Source organism: Stutzerimonas frequens, from assembly GCF_024448335.1.
Lineage (GTDB): Bacteria > Pseudomonadota > Gammaproteobacteria > Pseudomonadales > Pseudomonadaceae > Stutzerimonas > Stutzerimonas frequens.
Window position 1 is genome coordinate 17,110 of sequence record NZ_JAMOHM010000004.1, and the last position, 18,091, is coordinate 35,200.

The 18,091-nt window shown below is 64.2% G+C and carries 15 protein-coding genes; 14 read left to right on the forward strand and 1 reads right to left on the reverse strand.

What is annotated here, in order from left to right:
* The first annotated feature begins 126 nt into the window (after positions 1 to 126).
* The 12 genes from NAO55_RS06990 (at position 127) to NAO55_RS07045 (ending at position 14,835) form a co-directional block, all read left to right on the forward strand.
* Positions 127 to 462 (forward strand): Rieske (2Fe-2S) protein, encoded by a 336-nt coding sequence (locus tag NAO55_RS06990; protein ID WP_102838510.1) that lies wholly within the window; start codon positions 127 to 129, stop codon positions 460 to 462.
* A 31-nt stretch (positions 463 to 493) separates the two neighbouring features.
* Entirely contained in the window at positions 494 to 2,308 is a 1,815-nt protein-coding gene (locus NAO55_RS06995; protein ID WP_180981600.1) for a protein-disulfide reductase DsbD, read from the forward strand.
* Between the two features lie 200 nt (positions 2,309 to 2,508).
* Positions 2,509 to 2,952, forward strand: coding sequence for a type II 3-dehydroquinate dehydratase (gene aroQ / locus NAO55_RS07000; RefSeq protein ID WP_063540412.1), 444 nt, complete (start codon positions 2,509 to 2,511; stop codon positions 2,950 to 2,952).
* A 68-nt stretch (positions 2,953 to 3,020) separates the two neighbouring features.
* Positions 3,021 to 3,482 (forward strand): acetyl-CoA carboxylase biotin carboxyl carrier protein, encoded by a 462-nt coding sequence (accB, locus tag NAO55_RS07005; protein WP_063540413.1) that lies wholly within the window; start codon positions 3,021 to 3,023, stop codon positions 3,480 to 3,482.
* 17 nt (positions 3,483 to 3,499) lie between these two features.
* Positions 3,500 to 4,849 (forward strand): acetyl-CoA carboxylase biotin carboxylase subunit, encoded by a 1,350-nt coding sequence (gene accC / locus NAO55_RS07010; RefSeq protein ID WP_102838512.1) that lies wholly within the window; start codon positions 3,500 to 3,502, stop codon positions 4,847 to 4,849.
* A 145-nt stretch (positions 4,850 to 4,994) separates the two neighbouring features.
* The gene (gene prmA / locus NAO55_RS07015; protein ID WP_102838513.1) at positions 4,995 to 5,876 is read left to right on the forward strand and encodes a 50S ribosomal protein L11 methyltransferase; all 882 of its coding nucleotides are present in this window, start codon (positions 4,995 to 4,997) and stop codon (positions 5,874 to 5,876) included.
* 103 nt (positions 5,877 to 5,979) lie between these two features.
* Complete coding sequence (locus NAO55_RS07020) at positions 5,980 to 7,221, forward strand: zinc-ribbon and DUF3426 domain-containing protein (RefSeq protein WP_102838514.1); 1,242 nt, start codon at positions 5,980 to 5,982, stop codon at positions 7,219 to 7,221.
* A gap of 199 nt (positions 7,222 to 7,420) precedes the next feature.
* A complete protein-coding gene (gene dusB / locus NAO55_RS07025) occupies positions 7,421 to 8,434 on the forward strand; it encodes a tRNA dihydrouridine synthase DusB (protein WP_102838515.1) in 1,014 nt (337 codons plus the stop codon).
* A complete protein-coding gene (gene fis / locus NAO55_RS07030) occupies positions 8,431 to 8,751 on the forward strand; it encodes a DNA-binding transcriptional regulator Fis (protein ID WP_003293170.1) in 321 nt (106 codons plus the stop codon). Before dusB ends, fis begins: the two co-directional genes overlap by 4 nt.
* Positions 8,752 to 8,817: 66 nt before the next feature.
* Positions 8,818 to 10,422, forward strand: coding sequence for a bifunctional phosphoribosylaminoimidazolecarboxamide formyltransferase/IMP cyclohydrolase (purH, locus tag NAO55_RS07035; RefSeq protein ID WP_063540419.1), 1,605 nt, complete (start codon positions 8,818 to 8,820; stop codon positions 10,420 to 10,422).
* Between the two features lie 199 nt (positions 10,423 to 10,621).
* Complete coding sequence (purD, locus tag NAO55_RS07040; RefSeq protein ID WP_102838516.1) at positions 10,622 to 11,914, forward strand: phosphoribosylamine--glycine ligase; 1,293 nt, start codon at positions 10,622 to 10,624, stop codon at positions 11,912 to 11,914.
* A 116-nt stretch (positions 11,915 to 12,030) separates the two neighbouring features.
* Positions 12,031 to 14,835: a hybrid sensor histidine kinase/response regulator family protein gene (locus tag NAO55_RS07045; RefSeq protein WP_102838517.1), complete on the forward strand. Its 2,805-nt coding sequence runs from the start codon at positions 12,031 to 12,033 to the stop codon at positions 14,833 to 14,835.
* A 19-nt stretch (positions 14,836 to 14,854) separates the two neighbouring features.
* On the opposite strand, the gene NAO55_RS07050 is transcribed toward NAO55_RS07045, so the two are convergent.
* Entirely contained in the window at positions 14,855 to 16,105 is a 1,251-nt protein-coding gene (locus tag NAO55_RS07050; RefSeq protein ID WP_102838518.1) for a cytochrome P450, read from the reverse strand.
* A gap of 209 nt (positions 16,106 to 16,314) precedes the next feature.
* Here NAO55_RS07050 and NAO55_RS07055 point away from each other — a divergent pair, with 209 nt between their 5' ends.
* Positions 16,315 to 17,262, forward strand: coding sequence for a lysylphosphatidylglycerol synthase transmembrane domain-containing protein (locus NAO55_RS07055; RefSeq protein WP_102838519.1), 948 nt, complete (start codon positions 16,315 to 16,317; stop codon positions 17,260 to 17,262).
* A gap of 101 nt (positions 17,263 to 17,363) precedes the next feature.
* On the forward strand, positions 17,364 to 18,089 hold the full coding sequence (locus NAO55_RS07060) for a VC0807 family protein (protein ID WP_305123853.1): 726 nt from the start codon (positions 17,364 to 17,366) through the stop codon (positions 18,087 to 18,089).
* Positions 18,090 to 18,091 lie beyond the last annotated feature (2 nt).

Genomic DNA, 18,091 nt, shown 5'->3' on the forward strand with positions numbered 1-18,091 from the left:
TGCTTCGCCAGGCGGATGAGGGGCGAAGGATAAGAGCGTGTCGGCGGCGCCGCCACCCCGCGGTTAGCATCAGGCTGCGCACGAGCAGTGGTTGCGGGATAATCGCCGTTCCTGCGAGAGGTCAAGATGATTCGATTGTGCGCAACATCCGAACTGCCGGAAGGGCAGAGCCGCGGTTTCACCGCAGGCGAACTGCAGATCATCGCGGTTCGCCGGGATGGCCGGCCGTACCTGTACGAGAACCGCTGCCCGCACCGGGGCGTGCCATTGGAATGGCTGCCCGACCGCTTTCTCGACGAAAGCGGCAGCCTACTGCAATGCGCCACGCATGGAGCACTGTTCCTTATCGAGACTGGCGAATGCGTCGCCGGCCCCTGCGCCGGTCAATCGCTGCGGCAGCTGGATGTGATCGAGCGGGACGACAGCATCTGGTTGCAAACTGATCGACAGGGCGGCAGTTGAGCACGGGCACCAAACTCGAGGCTTGGTTATCATGCCGCCAAAGCTTTGCCGTGAGATCACCATGCTTCGCCTGCTGAGTCTGCTGCTCCTCTTCTGCGTACTACCCGCTAACGCCGGCCTGTTCGACAACAAACCCAGCGCGGGCTTCGGCAGCGCGCTGAACAATAGCAGCGACTTCCTGCCGGTACGCGAGGCATTCAGGCTGAGCCTCGTCGAAGCGACGCCCGAGCGAATCACCCTGCGCTTTGTCGCTGCCGAAGGCTACTACCTCTATCGGCATCGATTCGCCTTCAAGACCGACGAGCCGACGGTCGCCATCGGCGAGCCTGAGCTGCCCGCTGGTGTGCCCAAGGTCGATGACTATTTCGGCGAGATCGAAGCCTACTACGGCATTGTCGATGTCGAACTTCCGCTGACCAACCCGGACAATCGCCCCTTCGTCCTGCAGGTCTCCTACCAGGGTTGTGCCGACAAAGGCCTGTGCTATCCACCGGAAACCGAGTCGCTTCCCATCGGCGATGGCGCCGTTGCATCCGCCGGAGCGGCCGACAGCGGGCAGGCCAGCGAAGGCGAACTCTCCTGGCGCTCGGTCGCGCTGTTCTTCCTCGCCGGCCTCGGCCTGACGTTCACCCCCTGCGTGTTGCCAATGCTGCCGATCCTTACCGGCGTGGTCCTGCGCGGCCAGCCCGGCGGCATGCGCAGCTTCCTGCTGTCGGTGACCTATGTGTTGCCGATGGCTGGCGGCTTCGCCCTGCTCGGCGCGCTGATGGGCGTGTTCGGTGCCGAGCTGAATCTGCAGGCACGCCTGCAATCGGCGTGGATTCTGGTGCCCTTCGCCCTGTTCTTCGTGATATTCGCCCTGGCCATGTTCGGTCTGTTCGAACTGCGCCTGCCGCGGGCCCTGAGCGGCCGCCTCGACCGTCTGGCCGGCAGCGCCCGCGGCGGTTCGTTCACCGGAGCGGCGCTGCTCGGTGCGGTGTCCAGCCTGCTGGTCTCGCCGTGCGTTTCCGCACCGCTGGCCGGCGCGCTGCTGTACATCAGCGCCAGCGGCGACGCCCTGGGCGGAGGGCTGAAGCTGTTCGCCCTGGGGCTGGGCATGGGCGCACCGCTGGTGCTGTTCGCCACGGGTGGTGGCGCCCTGCTGCCCAAGAGCGGGCCCTGGATGGTTGGCGTGCGCAACCTCTTCGGCGTGCTGCTGCTGGCGGTCGCGATATGGATGCTCGAGCGCGTACTGCCCGGCCCCGTCGCCCTGGCGCTCTGGGGATTGCTGGCGGCGGGCAGCGCGCTGTTCCTCGGCACCCTCGAGCTCACCAGCAAGACGCCACGCCAGAAGCTCGCCCAACTGCTCGGCCTGGCTCTGCTGGTCTACGCCCTGGCCGCCTGGGTCGGCGCACTGCAAGGCGGCTCCGACCCGCTGCGCCCGCTGCCGATCGCCAGCAGCTCTGCACCGGGCAGCCAGGTTGGCGAAGGCTGGCACACCATTTCCGCGCCGGCGGAACTGGACGCGCAACTGGCCGCCGCCCGCGCCGCCGGACAACCATTGATGCTGGACTGGTATGCCGATTGGTGCATCAGCTGCAAGGTTATCGAGCGTGAAGTCTTCGCCAATCCACAGGTGGCTCCGCGCCTGGCCGACTATCGTCTAATCCGCTTCGACATCACCAAGAGCAATGCTGCCCAACGTAGCCTGCTGGATCGCTACCAGCTGTTCGGCCCGCCCGCCATCCTGTTCTTCGATGGCAACGGAAAAGAACTGAACGAGGTGCGCGTAGTCGGCGAAATAGACGCCTCCGGCTTTGTCGATCGACTGGATCGAGCGGCGGCTTCGCTCCAGGCGCCGCGATGATTTTCCGTGCTTCGTTGCAGGCACTCGAAGCACGCCTTGGGTCGACGAATGATTGCGGGAAACTTCAGACATAATGCAGGCATTTCCTTCGATCGCGACATGACTGGACAGTCAGCCCTTGCCTGGGGCATAGTTTTTCACCTCTCGCGACCCGGCCGGTACTTGCCGGATCGGCGCACCAAGAAAAACAAGGAACCTGCATGGCCACGTTTCTGGTCCTCCATGGCCCGAATCTCAATCTGCTCGGCACTCGCGAGCCCGGCGTCTATGGCGCTGTCACGCTGGCGCAGATCAACCAGGATCTGGAGCAGCGTGCCCGCGAAGCGGGGCATCATCTGCTACACCTGCAATCGAACGCCGAGTACGAACTGATCGAGCGCATCCATGCCGCGCGCAGCGAAGGCGTCGATTTCATCCTGATCAACCCTGCAGCCTTCACTCATACCAGCGTCGCATTACGTGACGCATTGCTGGCCGTGAGCATCCCATTCATCGAAGTGCACCTGTCCAACGTGCACAAACGCGAACCTTTCCGCCATCACTCCTATTTCTCCGACGTAGCGGTAGGGGTGATCTGCGGCCTTGGCGCCAGCGGTTACCGACTGGCCCTGGAGGCCGCCCTGGAACAACTCGCTGCTTCCTGACGGACACTGATGTGGCTTGAAGAAGCGAGCAGCAATGCCCTTTGAACTTACCTGGGAGTCAACGCTTCATGGATATTCGCAAAGTCAAGAAACTGATCGAACTGCTGGAAGAGTCCGGTATCGACGAGCTGGAAATTCACGAAGGTGAGGAGTCGGTTCGCATCAGCCGCCACAGCAAGCAGGTAGCGATGCAGCAACCGATCTACGCCCATCAGGCACCAGCCGCCCCGGCACCCGCTCCCGCCGCTGCTGCCGCTCCGGCTGCCGACGCCGCTCCGGCCGCACCCAAGCTGAACGGCACCGTAGTCCGTTCGCCGATGGTCGGCACCTTCTACCGCGCCTCCTCGCCGGAAGCCAAGCCGTTCGTCGACGTGGGCCAGACTGTCAAGAAGGGCGATATCCTCTGCATCGTCGAAGCCATGAAGATGATGAACCACATCGAGGCCGAAACCAGCGGCACCATCGAATCGATCCTGGTGGAGAATGGTCAGCCGGTCGAATACGACCAGCCGCTGTTCACCATCGTTTGAACCGCGGAGAGCCAGCGATGTTGGAAAAAGTACTGATCGCCAACCGCGGCGAGATCGCCCTTCGTGTCCTGCGCGCCTGCAAGGAACTGGGCATCAAGACCGTGGCGGTGCACTCCACTGCCGACCGTGACCTGATGCACGTGTCGCTGGCCGACGAGTCGGTGTGCATTGGCCCGGCCTCCTCCGCCCAGTCCTACCTGAGCATTCCGGCGATCATCGCCGCTGCCGAGGTAACCGGCGCCGATGGCATTCACCCCGGCTACGGCTTCCTCGCCGAGAATGCCGATTTCGCCGAACAGGTGGAAAAATCCGGCTTCACCTTCATCGGCCCGACCGCCGATGTGATCCGCCTGATGGGCGACAAGGTGTCGGCCAAGGACGCCATGAAGCAGGCCGGCGTCCCCACCGTTCCCGGCTCCGACGGCCCGCTGCCGGAAGACGAGCAGGAAGCGCTGCGAATCGCTCGCGAAGTAGGCTACCCGGTGATCATCAAGGCCGCCGGTGGTGGTGGTGGCCGCGGCATGCGTGTGGTGCACAAGGAAGAGGATCTGATCGCCTCGGCCAAACTGACCCGCAACGAAGCCGGCGCCGCCTTCGGCAACCCGATGGTCTACCTCGAGAAGTTCCTGACCAATCCACGCCACGTGGAAATCCAGGTGCTGGCCGACGGCCAGGGCAATGCGATTCACCTGGGCGATCGCGACTGCTCGCTGCAGCGCCGCCACCAGAAGGTGATCGAGGAGGCCCCTGCCCCGCTGATCGACGAAGAGGCTCGCCGCAAGGTCCAGGCTCGCTGCGTCCAGGCGTGCATCGATATCGGCTACCGCGGCGCTGGCACCTTCGAGTTCCTCTATGAAGACGGCAACTTCTACTTCATCGAGATGAACACCCGCGTGCAGGTCGAGCACCCGGTTACCGAGATGGTCACCGGTATCGATATCGTCAAGGAAATGCTGCTGATCGGTGGCGGCCAGAAGCTGTCGATCAAGCAGGAAGACGTGGTCATCCGCGGCCATGCCGTCGAATGCCGCATCAACGCCGAAGACCCGCGCAACTTCATGCCGAGCCCAGGCAAGGTCAAGCATTTCCATGCTCCGGGCGGCAACGGCGTACGCGTTGACTCCCACCTGTACGACGGCTACTCGGTTCCGCCGCACTACGACTCGCTGATCGGCAAGCTGATCACCTTCGGGGCGAACCGCGATGAAGCCATGGGCCGTATGCGCAACGCACTGGACGAGCTGATCGTCGACGGCATCAAGACCAACGCCCCGCTGCACCGCGACTTGGTGCGCGACCCCGGCTTCTGCAAGGGCGGCGTGAACATCCACTACCTGGAGAAGAAGCTGGGTATGGATAAGCACTGAGCCACGCTCGGCGCTGTACTGCAGAGGCTGCCTTCGGGCGGCCTCTGTCGTTTCTAGCTGGTGTTCGTCGAGCCCAGGCTGGCCGCACAACGCCCCCTCCAGTAAGCTTGCCGGCTTTTACCGCGACCCCATTCGAGAGGCCTCCATGTCCTGGCTGCAGATCCGACTCGCCATCACCCCCGATCAGGCCGAAGCGCTGGAAGACCAGCTGCTGGATCTGGGTGCGGTCTCCGTGACCTTCATGGACGCCGAAGATCAGCCGATCTTCGAGCCGGACCTCGGCACCACCCCGCTGTGGTCGCACACTCATCTGCTGGCATTGTTCGAAGCCGATATCGACGCGGACGCCCTGCTCGCCCATCTGCAGCTGCTACGTGGCGGCGAGCTGCCCGAGCACCAGGTCGAGGTGATCGAAGAGCAGGACTGGGAGCGCAGCTGGATGGACAATTTCCAGCCGATGCGCTTCGGCCGCCGCCTGTGGATCGTCCCCAGCTGGCACGTGGCACCCGAGCCCGACGCGGTCAACCTGTTGCTGGATCCCGGCCTGGCGTTCGGTACCGGCACTCACCCCACTACCGCACTCTGTCTCGAGTGGCTGGATGCCCAGTCGCTGAACGGCCAGAGCCTGCTGGATTTCGGCTGCGGCTCGGGCATTCTCGCCATCGCCGGCCTTCTGCTGGGCGCCGCGCATGCCGTCGGTACCGACATCGACATCCAGGCGCTGGAAGCCTCGCGTGACAACGCCCAGCGTAACGGCATCGCCGAGGAGCGTTTCGCCCTTTATCTGCCCGAGCAATTGCCGCAGGAACCGGCCGACGTGGTAGTCGCCAACATCCTCGCCGGGCCGCTCGTCTCCCTGGCACCGCAGATCACCGCACTGGTCAAACCGGCCGGGCGGCTGGCGTTGTCCGGAATCCTCGCCGAGCAGGCTGAAGAGGTGCGTGCAGCTTATGCCGACGCCTTCGAACTCGACCCGACCGCCGAAAAGGATGGCTGGGTGCGCATCAGCGGGACGCGGCGTGGCTGATCCTGCGACCGCAGCCACATGCTGCACGCCCATGACGGCGGGCCACTGCCGCTTGCCGATCGGCATGCGCTAGACTAGCCGGCACATTTGCGCGGAACCTCGCATGACCAGCTTCGTCACCCAGTGTCCCCACTGCCGTACCCGCTTTCGCATCGGCCGCAGCCAGCTCCGTGCAGCGCGAGGAGCGGCACGCTGTGGTGCCTGCATGGAGGTATTCAATGCCGCACATCATCTGCTGCGCGACGACATCGATCCGACTCGCCCGCTGACGCCGCCGCCCTTGGCCGCAGAGCAGGCGGAACCGGAACCAGGTGCGATCGCGACTGCTGCCTCGCCCAGCCCGCGCAGCAGTGACGAGACTCTCTGGATCCACGACGACCTGGACCTCGACAGCCTTGACCTGGACGCTGAGCTGGCCAAGCTGGAGCGCCAAGAGCGCGAGCTGTCTGCCGATCTGAATGCCCTGCGGCACGACAGCCCCGGCACATCGCTCCCTCACGAAGCACCGTCGGACGAGGTAGCCCCGCAGGATGAAAGCTGGGCCGAGCTCCTGCTCAATGCCGAGCAGAGCGTTAGCGCACGTCGCGCCGATGAGCCGGATGACCCGATCATTTTCACCCCGGTCTCGGCGGAAACGCCCCGCCAACCCGCCCCCCTGACACCGAGTACCAGCGCGCTGTCGACAGCGAGGGCCCAGCAGGCACGCAACGAGCGGGTCGAACCGGAGCTGGCACCACCCGAGCAGCCGATGCAGGCGGCCGAAGCGATCGCACCACCACGACGCGAACCGGATCTGCGTGACGAGCCGCTCTTCGAACTCGCTGACGAACCGCTGCAGCTGGATTGGCAGGAACGCAAGACCCCCTGGCCACGCCGGCTTGGCTGGAGCGCCCTGAATCTGCTGGCGCTGCTGGCCCTGGGCGCCCAGTACGTGGCGTACAACTACGACGAGCTGTCACGGCAGGCGGCTTACCGCCCCTGGTTCGAACGGGTCTGCCCGACGCTGGGCTGCGAGCTACCTGCACTCGTCGACATATCGCAGATCAAGAGCAGCAACCTGGTCGTGCGCAGCCACCCCGACTTCACCGGGGCACTGGTGGTTGACGCCATCCTCTACAACCGTGCCGCCTTCGCGCAGCCTTTCCCGCTCCTGGAAATCCGCTTCGCCGACATCAACGGCAAGCTGCTGGCGAGCCGCAGCTTCAAGCCCAGCGAATACCTCTCGGGCGAGCTTGCCGGGCAAGCACAGATGCCCCCGCAGGTGCCGATTCACATCGCACTGGACATCCTCGACCCGGGCTCGCAGGCGGTGAACTACAGTCTGGGTTTCCACTCCCCCGATTGATACGACTTGCCGATGCGATGGGTCAGCCATCGCGCTGATGGCATATCCATGCCCTCCAGCAAACCACTGGCGATAAGGCAGCCGCTGTTCAGAATTTGTTCAAAACAGCCTTTAACCCGTCATGCGGAGCGGGTATTATGCCCACCCTTTTTTGCAGTCCCGATCGACCTAACAAGCAGGCCCCAAGCAGGGAATCTTCATGTCAGCGGTGCGCATCGGCCCCTACACCTTATCCAACCGGTTGATTCTCGCGCCCATGGCGGGCGTGACCGATCAACCGTTCCGCCAGCTGTGTCGCCGCTTCGGCGCGGCCCTGGTGGTTTCGGAAATGCTCACCAGTGACGTGCGCCTGTGGAACAGCCGCAAGTCGCGGTTGCGCATGCCCCATGCCGACGAGCCCGAGCCACGCTCGGTGCAGATCGCCGGCGGCGACCCGCAGATGCTCGCCGAAGCCGCACAGCGCAACGTCGAACTGGGCGCACAGATCATCGATATCAACATGGGTTGCCCGGCGAAGAAGGTCTGCAACAAGGCTGCAGGCTCGGCGCTGATGCGCGATGAGCGACTGGTCGCAGACATCCTCGAGGCCGTGGTCGCCGCGGTGGATGTGCCGGTGACGCTGAAGATCCGCACCGGTTGGGACCGCCAGAACAAGAATGGCGCAACCATCGCCGGCATCGCCGAACAGTCCGGCATCGCCGCATTGGCGGTGCATGGGCGTACCCGCGCCGACCTGTATACCGGCGAGGCCGAGTACGACACCATCGCCGCGATCAAGCAGGCGGTGTCGATCCCGGTTTTCGCCAATGGCGACATCGACTCGCCGCAAAAAGCCGCGCAGGTCCTGCACTCGACCGGTGTCGACGGCCTGCTGATCGGACGTGCGGCACAGGGTCGCCCGTGGATATTCCGCGAGGTGGAGCATTATCTGCGCACCGGCCAATTGCTGGCGGCGCCAACGCTGGACGAGATCGAAAGCACCCTGCTGGAGCATGTGCAGGCGTTGCATGAATTCTACGGCGAGGTGATGGGAGTCCGTATCGCCCGCAAACACGTGGGCTGGTATCTCGCAACACTGCCGGGCGCGCGGGACTTCCGCGCCCGTTTCAATCATCTGGAAGACAGGGATGCACAGGGCTTCAGCATTCGGCAGTTCTTTGCCGAACAACGCTCAGGGCCTGGCTCGGTGGATGGAACAGAGGTGGCCGCATGACGCTGTTGAATGAAACATTGGTAAGTGGAACAACATCCGTGAGTGACAACCTGAACCTCAAGCAGCACCTGAACACGCCGAGCGAAGCGGGACAGACGCTGCGTGGTAGCGTCGAGAAGGCGCTGCACAACTATTTCGCACGCCTCGAAGGCGCCGACGTCACGGACGTTTACAACCTCGTGCTATCCGAGGTGGAAGCACCGCTGCTGGAAACCGTGATGCACTACGTCAAGGGCAACCAGACCAAGGCCTCCGAGCTGCTGGGTCTGAACCGCGGCACCCTGCGCAAGAAACTCAAACAGTACGACCTGCTCTGAAGCGACCGCCGGCAGGCGCGCCTGCCGGCTTCGCGGCCTCAAGCCTGTAGCCTCTAGGAAACGTCAATGACCGACCAAACCACCCGCCTTCCCGTGCGCCGCGCGCTGATCAGTGTGTCCGACAAGACCGGCGTCGTCGATTTCGCCCGCGAGCTCGCCGCCCTCGGCGTCGAGATCCTGTCCACCGGCGGCACCTTCAAGCTGCTGCGCGAAAACGGCATCGCCGCCGTCGAAGTGGCTGATTACACGGGCTTCCCGGAGATGATGGACGGCCGGGTGAAGACCCTGCATCCGAAGATCCACGGCGGCATTCTCGGTCGCCGCGATCTGGACGGCGCGGTCATGGCCGAGCACGGCATCAACCCAATCGATCTGGTGGCGGTCAACCTCTACCCGTTCGCCGCGACCGTGGCCAAGCCCGGCTGCACCCTGCCCGATGCCATCGAGAACATCGACATCGGCGGCCCGACCATGGTCCGCAGCGCCGCGAAGAATCACAAGGACGTGGCCATCGTGGTCAACGCCGAAGACTATGCGGCGGTGATCGACAACCTGAAGCACGGCGGCCTGACCTACGCTCAGCGCTTCGACCTGGCCCTCAAGGCCTTCGAGCACACCTCCGCCTACGACGGCATGATCGCCAACTACCTAGGCGGCATCGACCAGAGCGCCGAGACCCTCACCACCGAAGGCCGCAGCCTCTTCCCACGCACCTACAACATGCAGTTCGTCAAGGCGCAGGACATGCGCTACGGCGAGAACCCACACCAGCAGGCCGCCTTCTATGTCGAGAAGCCGGATGAGGCCAGCGTCGCCACCGCCAAGCAACTGCAGGGCAAGGAACTGTCTTTCAACAACGTGGCCGACACCGATGCCGCGCTGGAATGCGTGAAGAGCTTCACCAAGCCGGCCTGCGTGATCGTCAAGCACGCCAACCCCTGCGGCGTGGCCGTGGTGCCGGAGAACGAAGGCGGCATTCGCAAGGCCTATGATCTGGCCTACGCTACCGACAGCGAATCGGCTTTCGGCGGTATCATCGCCTTCAACCGCGAGCTGGATGGCGAGACCGCACGCGCCATTGTCGAGCGCCAGTTTGTCGAGGTGATCATTGCCCCGAGCGTGTCCGCCGAGGCTCGTGAAGTGGTGGCCGCCAAGGCCAATGTGCGTCTGCTCGAATGCGGCCAGTGGCCGGCCGAACGTGCGCCGGGCTGGGACTACAAGCGCGTCAACGGCGGCCTGCTGATCCAGAGCCGTGACATCGGCATGATCACCGAGGCCGACCTGAAGATCGTCACTCAGCGTGCACCCACCGAGCAGGAGATCCACGACCTGATCTTCGCCTGGAAAGTGGCCAAGTTCGTCAAATCCAACGCCATCGTCTATGCCAAGAACCGCCAGACCGTTGGCGTCGGCGCCGGCCAGATGAGTCGCGTCAACTCCGCGCGCATTGCCGCCATCAAGGCTGAGCATGCCGGCCTGCCGGTACCCGGCGCGGTAATGGCCTCGGATGCTTTCTTCCCCTTCCGCGACGGCATCGACAACGCGGCCAAGGCCGGCATCACCGCGGTGATCCAGCCAGGCGGCTCGATGCGCGACAACGAGGTGATCGCCGCGGCCGACGAAGCAAACATCGCCATGGTGTTCACCGGCATGCGCCACTTCCGCCACTAATATCGGCCGTACTCGGACAGGTATCTGCGGCGTTGCCCGACTCTTCCCCATGCTCATTGCCAGAAGGCAACTCCGCAGGGGGAAGAATCGGACGCCTTGCATCTACCAGCCCGATTGCGATCTCGGAATTCATAAGGATGGATAACGCTTCGCTTATCCACCAAGCGGGCTACCGGCCCGCCTCCATCGGGAGAGAGAAATGAACGTACTGATCATCGGCAGCGGCGGCCGCGAGCATGCCCTGGCCTGGAAGGTCGCGCAGGATCCGCGCGTTGCCAAGGTGTTCGTCGCCCCGGGCAACGCCGGCACCGCCACCGAAGCCAAGTGCGAGAACGTCGCCATCGACGTGCTGGCCATCGAGCAGCTGGCCGATTTCGCCGCTGCCAATGTGCAGCTGACCATCGTCGGCCCCGAGGCACCACTGGTCAAAGGCGTCGTCGACCTGTTCCGCTCGCGCGGCCTGGACATCTTCGGCCCCACCGCCGCCGCCGCGCAGCTGGAAGGCTCCAAGGCGTTCACCAAGGACTTCCTGGCGCGTCACGCCATCCCGACCGCCGACTATCAGAACTTCACCGAAGTCGAACCGGCGCTGGCCTACCTGCGCGAGAAGGGTGCCCCGATCGTGATCAAGGCCGACGGCCTGGCCGCCGGCAAGGGCGTGATCGTTGCCATGACCCTCGAGGAAGCCGAGGAAGCCGTGCGTGACATGCTCTCCGGCAATGCTTTCGGTGACGCAGGCGCGCGCGTGGTGGTCGAGGAGTTCCTCGACGGCGAGGAAGCGTCTTTCATCGTCATGGTCGATGGCGAGCATGTACTGCCGATGGCCACCAGCCAGGATCACAAGCGCGTAGGCGATGGCGACACCGGCCCGAACACCGGCGGCATGGGTGCCTACTCCCCCGCCCCGGTGGTCACCCCCGACGTGCATCAGCGGGTGATGGACGAGGTGATTTATCCGACCGTGCGCGGCATGGCGGCCGAAGGCAACGTCTACACCGGCTTCCTCTACGCCGGCCTGATGATCGACCAGAGCGGTGCACCCAAGGTCATCGAGTTCAACTGCCGCTTCGGCGACCCCGAAACCCAGCCGATCATGGTGCGCCTGGAGTCCTCGCTCGTGTTGCTGGTCGAGGCCGCTCTGGCCAAGGCGCTGGACAAGGTCGAAGCGACCTGGGATCCACGCCCGACAGTCGGCGTGGTGCTGGCCGCAGGCGGCTACCCGGGCGACTATGCCAAGGGCGACGTGATCGAGGGACTTAGCGAAGCTGCCTCCCTGGACGGCAAGGTCTTCCATGCCGGGACCGCGCTGAATGCGCAAGGCCAGATCATCACGGCCGGCGGCCGCGTACTGTGCGCCACCGCCATCGGTCGCAGCGTGTCCGAGGCGCAGCAGCAGGCCTACCGCCTGGCGGAAAAGATCCGCTGGAATGGCTGCTTCTACCGCAAGGACATCGGCTACCGCGCCATCGCCCGCGAACAGGGCGAAAGCTGAACCCCGCCAGTCACCAGGAATGCGCGCGGCGCCAGATTTTATCGACACCGCGCGCATTACAGGCTGACAACGGCATGGCTATAATCCGCCGTCACACTCATGAACGGACTTCTCCAGTGGGTCGGCTCCGGATCGCCATCGCTCTCATCTTCGGCCTGCTGCTGATCAATCTGATCCCGCTGTCGGCTCAGGCGTCCGTTGCCCCGCCGTCCTCTACGCCGCTGGCCGCAACGCCGAATTCACTGCCGCAGAACTGGCGCATTCTGGTCGATCAGTCCGGCAAGCTCACACTGGAGGAAGTGGTCGCCCAGCGCGCCCTGTTCCAGCGGCTGGAAAAGCTGTCCTACAGCGCTCCGGCCAGTGATCGGGCGGTCTGGCTGCAAGTCAGCCTGCCCCCTCTGACCAAGCCGAAATGGCTTTCGCTGTTCGCGCCGCGCGTGCAGTACCTGGACTTCTACCTGCTGCGCGAAGGCCAGCTTGAGCAGCACGTCGCCACCGGCGAGCTGCGACCGGTCAGCGCGCGCCCGCTGCCGAACCGAGCATACCTGTTCAGCCTGCCCAATGATGGTCAGGCGAGGGAAGCCTACGTTCGCCTGCAGTCCAGCCATCCGGTGATGACCTGGTTCAAGGTCATCGACGACAGCGGCCTGGTCAGCCAGTCCAGGCCTGCCTACCTGTTCGGCGCCCTGTTCGGCGCCCTGGCACTGCTGATGGTGTACAACCTGCTGCGCTTCGCCTACACGGTCAGCTACACGCATATCTGGCTCAGCCTGCTGCATGGCGCGCTGCTCGCTTGCGCCATGGCGAACCTGGGCGTCCTGGCGGTCTGGTTGCCGGGATTGACCTATAGCCAACCGTTGATCGCCGACCTGTCGGCGCTCGCCGCGAGTTGTGCGCTGCTCGGTTACACGCTGGGCTTTTTCAACCAGCGCCGGCGCACCTGGATTACATGGCTGCTGGGCATCGAGCTCAACGTGGTGCTGGCCATCGCCGCCAGCATCCTGCTTGGCCAGTGGCTGTGGCACAGCTGGCTGATCTACTCGCTGGTGCTGGTCGCCTCGTGCAGCGCTCTGGTGGTCGCTCTGTACCACTGGCGTCAGGGCTATCAGCCGGCACGGCTGGTAGTCGCCGGCGCGACGCTCTTCAACAGCGGCATGGTGTTCTTCATGCCCATGCTGCTCGGCTTCGACCAGCTCGACCCGGGCTGGCTGACCGGCGGGCTGTTCAGCCTTGCCACGATCGCCGGCCTGCTGCTCAGCTTCGCCCTGCTCGAACGGCAGCGCCAGCGTCAGAGCGACAGCCGCACTCAGTTCACCGCAGCTGCAGTCAGCAGTGCTGAGCTCAAGACCAAGGCTGACTTCCTGTCCAAAATCAGTCATGAGCTGCGCACGCCGATGAACGGAGTGCTCGGCATGAGCGAGCTGCTGCTGGGCACCTCGCTCTCGGCGAAACAGCGCGATTACGTGCAGACGATTCACAGCTCCGGCAACGAGCTGCTCAATCTGATCAACGAGATCCTCGACATATCCAAGCTGGAGTCGGGCCAGATCGAGCTGGACGACGTTCAGTTCGACTTCAATGCGCTCATCGAGGATTGTCTGAGCATCTTCCGCGCCAAGGCAGAGCAGCAGAAGATCGAGCTGATCAGCTTTATCCAGCCGCAACTGCCACAGGTCGTGGCCGGCGATCCGACACGCCTGCGCCAGACGTTGCTCAATCTACTGGAGAACGCCTTCAAGCAGACCGAGGAAGGCGAGGTGCTGCTGATCGCCGCGATCGACGGACCGATGGATGCGCCGCGACTGCGCATTACCGTGCAGGACAGCGGTCGGCCGCTGGAGGCATACGAGCGCGATGCCCTGCTCAATGCGGCAGTGGACAGCCAGGACTTCCTCGCCGCGACCCGTCATGGCGGACGGCTCGGCCTGATCATCGCTCGCCAGCTGGTCCAGCTGATGGGTGGCGATTTCGGTATCCAGACCGGTAGCAATCAAGGCAATACGCTTTGGATCAGCCTGCCGCTGGCCGGCGAAGGCCTGGCCCAGAGCAACGCCGACCTGGACGGACCGTTACGAGGCACGCGCCTGCTGATCGTCGATGACAACGATACCTGCCGCAAGGTACTGGTCCAGCAGTGCAGCAGCTGGGGACTGGAGGTCAGTGCGGTGGCGTCGGGCAAAGAGGCGCTGGCGTTGCTGCGCACCAAAGCGCACCTGAAGGAATACTTCGATGTGGTACTGCTCGACCAGGACATGCCCGGCATGACCGGTATGCAGTTGGCGAGCAAGATCAAGGAAGACTCCAGCCTCAACCACGATATCCTGCTGATCATGCTCACCGGCATGAGCAGCGCCCCGAGCAAGATCATCGCGCGCAACGCCGGCATCAAGCGCATCCTGGCCAAACCGGTGGCCGGCTACACCCTCAAGACCACGCTCGCCGACGAACTCGCGCAGCGTCAGCAGGGCAACCAGCAGCGCTCCACGACAGCACCCCAGGCGTCAACGCCACTCGAGGTTCCGGGCGACTTTCGCATCCTGGTCGCCGAAGACAACAGCATCTCCACTAAGGTCATCCGCGGGATGCTGAACAAGCTCAACCTGCAGCCCGATACCGCGTGCAACGGTGAGGAGGCGCTCGAGGCCATCAAGACCACCCCTTACGACCTGGTGCTGATGGACTGTGAAATGCCGGTGCTCGATGGTTTCCAGGCCACCCGCCAATTGCGCGAATGGGAGGCCAACAGCGGTCGGCGGCGCACGCCGGTGGTCGCCCTGACTGCACACATCCTCAGCGAGCACCGTGAACGTGCCCGTGAAGCGGGAATGGACGGGCATATGGCCAAGCCCGTCGAGCTCTCGCACCTGCGCGAGCTGATCGACCACTGGGTGCGCGTCAAGCAGGCCGAGCAGGTCGACTGAGCAGCGCTCGGTACCGGTCTCAGCAGACGCCGCGCTTCACGTCTCGGATCAGCATCCCGCTCTCGGGCCTGGCCGGCATACGCGTCAGATCGATACGCAGATCCTGCGCTGGCACCGCGTAGGCCATTTCGCGCGTCAGCATGCGCAGCGCCATCTTCAGCAACTCGATTGCCAGCCGTTCGCCTGGACAACGATGCCCTTCGGCCGCGTCACCGCCGCCCTGGGTGACAAAGCTGAAGGCATTGCCCGGCCAGTTCAGGAAGCGCTCGGGCTGGAACGCTTCGGGCTGATCCCAACGGCTCGCTTCGCGGTTGGTCCCCCACAGATCCAGCATCACTCGGGTGCCCGCCGGAAAATGCTGGCCCTGCCAGTCGAAGTCCTCTCGTACGCGGGCAGCCGTGAACGGAAAGAACGCGTGCAACCTGCGAACCTCCTGCGCGAAGGGCTCGAGCAGTTCATCGTCCGTACGCAGGCGCGCGGCCCATTGCGGCTGCGCCCGCAGTTCCAGCACGGCATAGGTGATGAAGTAGGAAACCGCCACTGTCGGCCGCAACAGATTGAGCAACTCGACAGCGGCGACCTGCTCATCGAGCGGTGTGCCGTCGAGGTCGCGGTGATGCGCGATCACCATGAGCGCCGTGGTCGGCTCGGCTGGCAGCCGGCCGGCGCGAACCTGCTCGATCAGCTGCCGCGCCCAGGCTTCGGCGTCGCGCCGCGCCTTGCGCGCCTCCCAGTGACGTGCCCCGATGCCACCCGCACCGTCAACCATCGTCGCCAGCTGCTCGGCCCGGATCTCCCGCTCGGCGGGTGCCAGCGGCACGCCGGCCCAGCGACATACCGCTTCGGTCAGAATCAGCTGCACTTCCGTCATCAACCGGACCTCCGGGCGCGCCTGCCACTCACCGATCGCCTGGCGCCAGGCCTGCTCGGCCAGGCTGACCAGCTTCTCGACCGCAGCACCGTCGAGCAACTGCAGGAACATTCGCTTTCGATTCCGGTGCGCCTCACCGTCCAGCCCCTGCACGCCTCCTTGTCCGACCAGCGTCTTTATCAGCATGCGCGGCATGGCATGGGCGCGCTGCAGATAGCGTTCGTCGTAGAACAGGCGCGCGGCGTCTTCGCCGCTGAGACAGATGGTGTTCTGCAGTAGCAGACGCGCCTGGAATACGTTGCTGTGCAAACGAGCACAGCGATCACGGATAAATGGATAGCCTTCGCCCAGCAGCGCCAGTGAGCTTTCCAGATGATCATCATGGGGTATTTCGGTCATGCCGCTCTCCAATCAACCAGTCCTGCAATCGACCTCCGTGCGCTCGGAGTGTTATCGCGCGAACGACCCGAAGGTCGGATAACTGAACAAAAAGGGCCGAGCGCTGCCGATTACTGAACGACTCACGAAACGGTGCAGGTCTCGGCATGCCGTGTCCATCACGTCGCAGAACGCGGCGTGGCCGCAGTCCTGCCCCGAGGAGCCACTCGATGATGAAGAGGAGCGATGTCGCCTGGACCCTGATCGGGGTTTCGGCCGTGCTGCTGTCCGGCTATCTGCTGTATCACGAGGTCCGCAACATCTCGCTGAGCGAACTCGCCAACAGCCTGCATGCGATCGGTGCCCATCGCTGGTTGCTGGCGGCCCTGTCGACGCTTGGCGCCTACCTGGCGCTGGCCTGGTACGACCGCATCGCCATGGCCCATCTGGGCCGGAAGATCTCCTGGTGGTTCATCACGCTTTGCTCGTTCACCACCTATGCGCTGGCCCACAACATTGGCGCCTCGGTTTTTTCCGGCGCGCTGGTGCGTTATCGCGCCTACCGCAGCCGCGGCCTGACGCCCCAGGAAATCGGAATCCTGATCGTCTTCTGTTCCTTGACGTTTGTCCTCGGTACCGTCCTGGCAGGTGGCACGGTGTTGATCCTCGAACCGCAGTTGCTGGACCGCCTGATGGACAGCGCGAGTTGGCTATCGACCGCGGTCGGGTGTGGGCTGTTGCTGCTGATCGCGTTGTATGTGTTCGGCGCATGGCGGCAGTTGCCGGCGTGGCGGCTGGGCAAATGGCATATCGAGTATCCGCGGCTGCCGATCGTCGCGCGCCAGTTGCTGGCCGGACCACTGGAGCTGCTATGCGCGGCGGCGATCATCTACTTTGCCCTGCCGGCGGCGAACAACCCAGGCTACCTGACCATCCTCGGCGTGTTCCTCGCGTCCTTCTCGCTGGCCCTGCTCTCCCATGCCCCAGGCGGGCTCGGGGTGCTGGAACTGACCTTCGTCGCCGCACTGCCGGAACTCGCGACCGTCGACGTGCTGGCTGCACTCATCGTGTTTCGTGTCTTCTATCTGCTGCTGCCGTTCGCCATTGCCATGGTGGTCGTGCTGCTGTTCGAACACGGTCAGTGGCGCGCTCGACGAGCCGACGCAGTAGGTCGTTGATCCGCGCGCAGCCCTCCATACCTCTCATCCCGACGAAGATGGTCTGGCGCGAAACGGCCACAGAGGCCATCATGCTGCCCTTTCCAACCCAACCCGACGTCATGACCGAAACCGCCCATTCCCACGCCGAACACAAACCGCGCCCATTGGTCGACCTGGCCGTAAGCATCCTGATTCCTTCACTGATCCTGATGAAACTCAGTGGCGAGGAGCGCTTGGGTGCCGATGGCGCGCTGCTGCTGGCCCTGGCCTTCCCGCTGGGCTGGGGCCTGTGGGAGCTGGCCCGCTACCGCAAGTTCAACTGGATCGCCCTGCTCGGCCTGATCAGCGTGCTGCTCACCGGCGGCATCGGTCTGTTGCAGCTCGACACCCAATGGCTGGCGATCAAGGAAGCGGCCGTACCGGGGATCATCGGCATCGGCGTGCTGGCCTCAACTCGCACGCGCTACCCGTTGATTCGTACCCTTCTGTACAACCCGAAGGTGCTCAATGTGGACAAGGTCCACGAGCAGCTGGAACGCAACGGTCAGGTCGCTCATTTCGAAACCCGCCTGCTACGGGCGACCTACCTGCTCAGCGGCACCTTCTTCTTCTCGTCGTTCATGAACTACGTCCTGGCCAAATGGATCGTGCACAGTCCGGCCGGCAGCGAAGCGTTCAACGCCGAACTGGGACGCATGACCCTGCTCAGCTACCCGATGATCGCCATACCCAGCATGCTGATGATGATGGCGATCTTCTTCTATCTCTGGCGGACCATCCATGGCCTGACCGGCTTGCGCCTGGAGGACATCATGGCCGTCCACGAGCAGCGCGACGGCAAATGAAG

Bases quoted from the DNA above. Each gene is read 5' to 3' on its own strand.
- NAO55_RS06990 (WP_102838510.1), top strand. From the start codon at position 127: ATGATTCGATTGTGCGCAACATCCGAACTGCCGGAAGGGCAGAGCCGC.
- NAO55_RS06995 (WP_180981600.1), top strand. From the start codon at position 494: ATGCCGCCAAAGCTTTGCCGTGAGATCACCATGCTTCGCCTGCTGAGT.
- aroQ (WP_063540412.1), top strand. From the start codon at position 2,509: ATGGCCACGTTTCTGGTCCTCCATGGCCCGAATCTCAATCTGCTCGGC.
- accB (WP_063540413.1), top strand. From the start codon at position 3,021: ATGGATATTCGCAAAGTCAAGAAACTGATCGAACTGCTGGAAGAGTCC.
- accC (WP_102838512.1), top strand. From the start codon at position 3,500: ATGTTGGAAAAAGTACTGATCGCCAACCGCGGCGAGATCGCCCTTCGT.
- prmA (WP_102838513.1), top strand. From the start codon at position 4,995: ATGTCCTGGCTGCAGATCCGACTCGCCATCACCCCCGATCAGGCCGAA.
- NAO55_RS07020 (WP_102838514.1), top strand. From the start codon at position 5,980: ATGACCAGCTTCGTCACCCAGTGTCCCCACTGCCGTACCCGCTTTCGC.
- dusB (WP_102838515.1), top strand. From the start codon at position 7,421: ATGTCAGCGGTGCGCATCGGCCCCTACACCTTATCCAACCGGTTGATT.
- fis (WP_003293170.1), top strand. From the start codon at position 8,431: ATGACGCTGTTGAATGAAACATTGGTAAGTGGAACAACATCCGTGAGT.
- purH (WP_063540419.1), top strand. From the start codon at position 8,818: ATGACCGACCAAACCACCCGCCTTCCCGTGCGCCGCGCGCTGATCAGT.
- purD (WP_102838516.1), top strand. From the start codon at position 10,622: ATGAACGTACTGATCATCGGCAGCGGCGGCCGCGAGCATGCCCTGGCC.
- NAO55_RS07050 (WP_102838518.1), bottom strand. From the start codon at position 16,105: ATGACCGAAATACCCCATGATGATCATCTGGAAAGCTCACTGGCGCTG.
- NAO55_RS07055 (WP_102838519.1), top strand. From the start codon at position 16,315: ATGATGAAGAGGAGCGATGTCGCCTGGACCCTGATCGGGGTTTCGGCC.
- NAO55_RS07060 (WP_305123853.1), top strand. From the start codon at position 17,364: ATGACCGAAACCGCCCATTCCCACGCCGAACACAAACCGCGCCCATTG.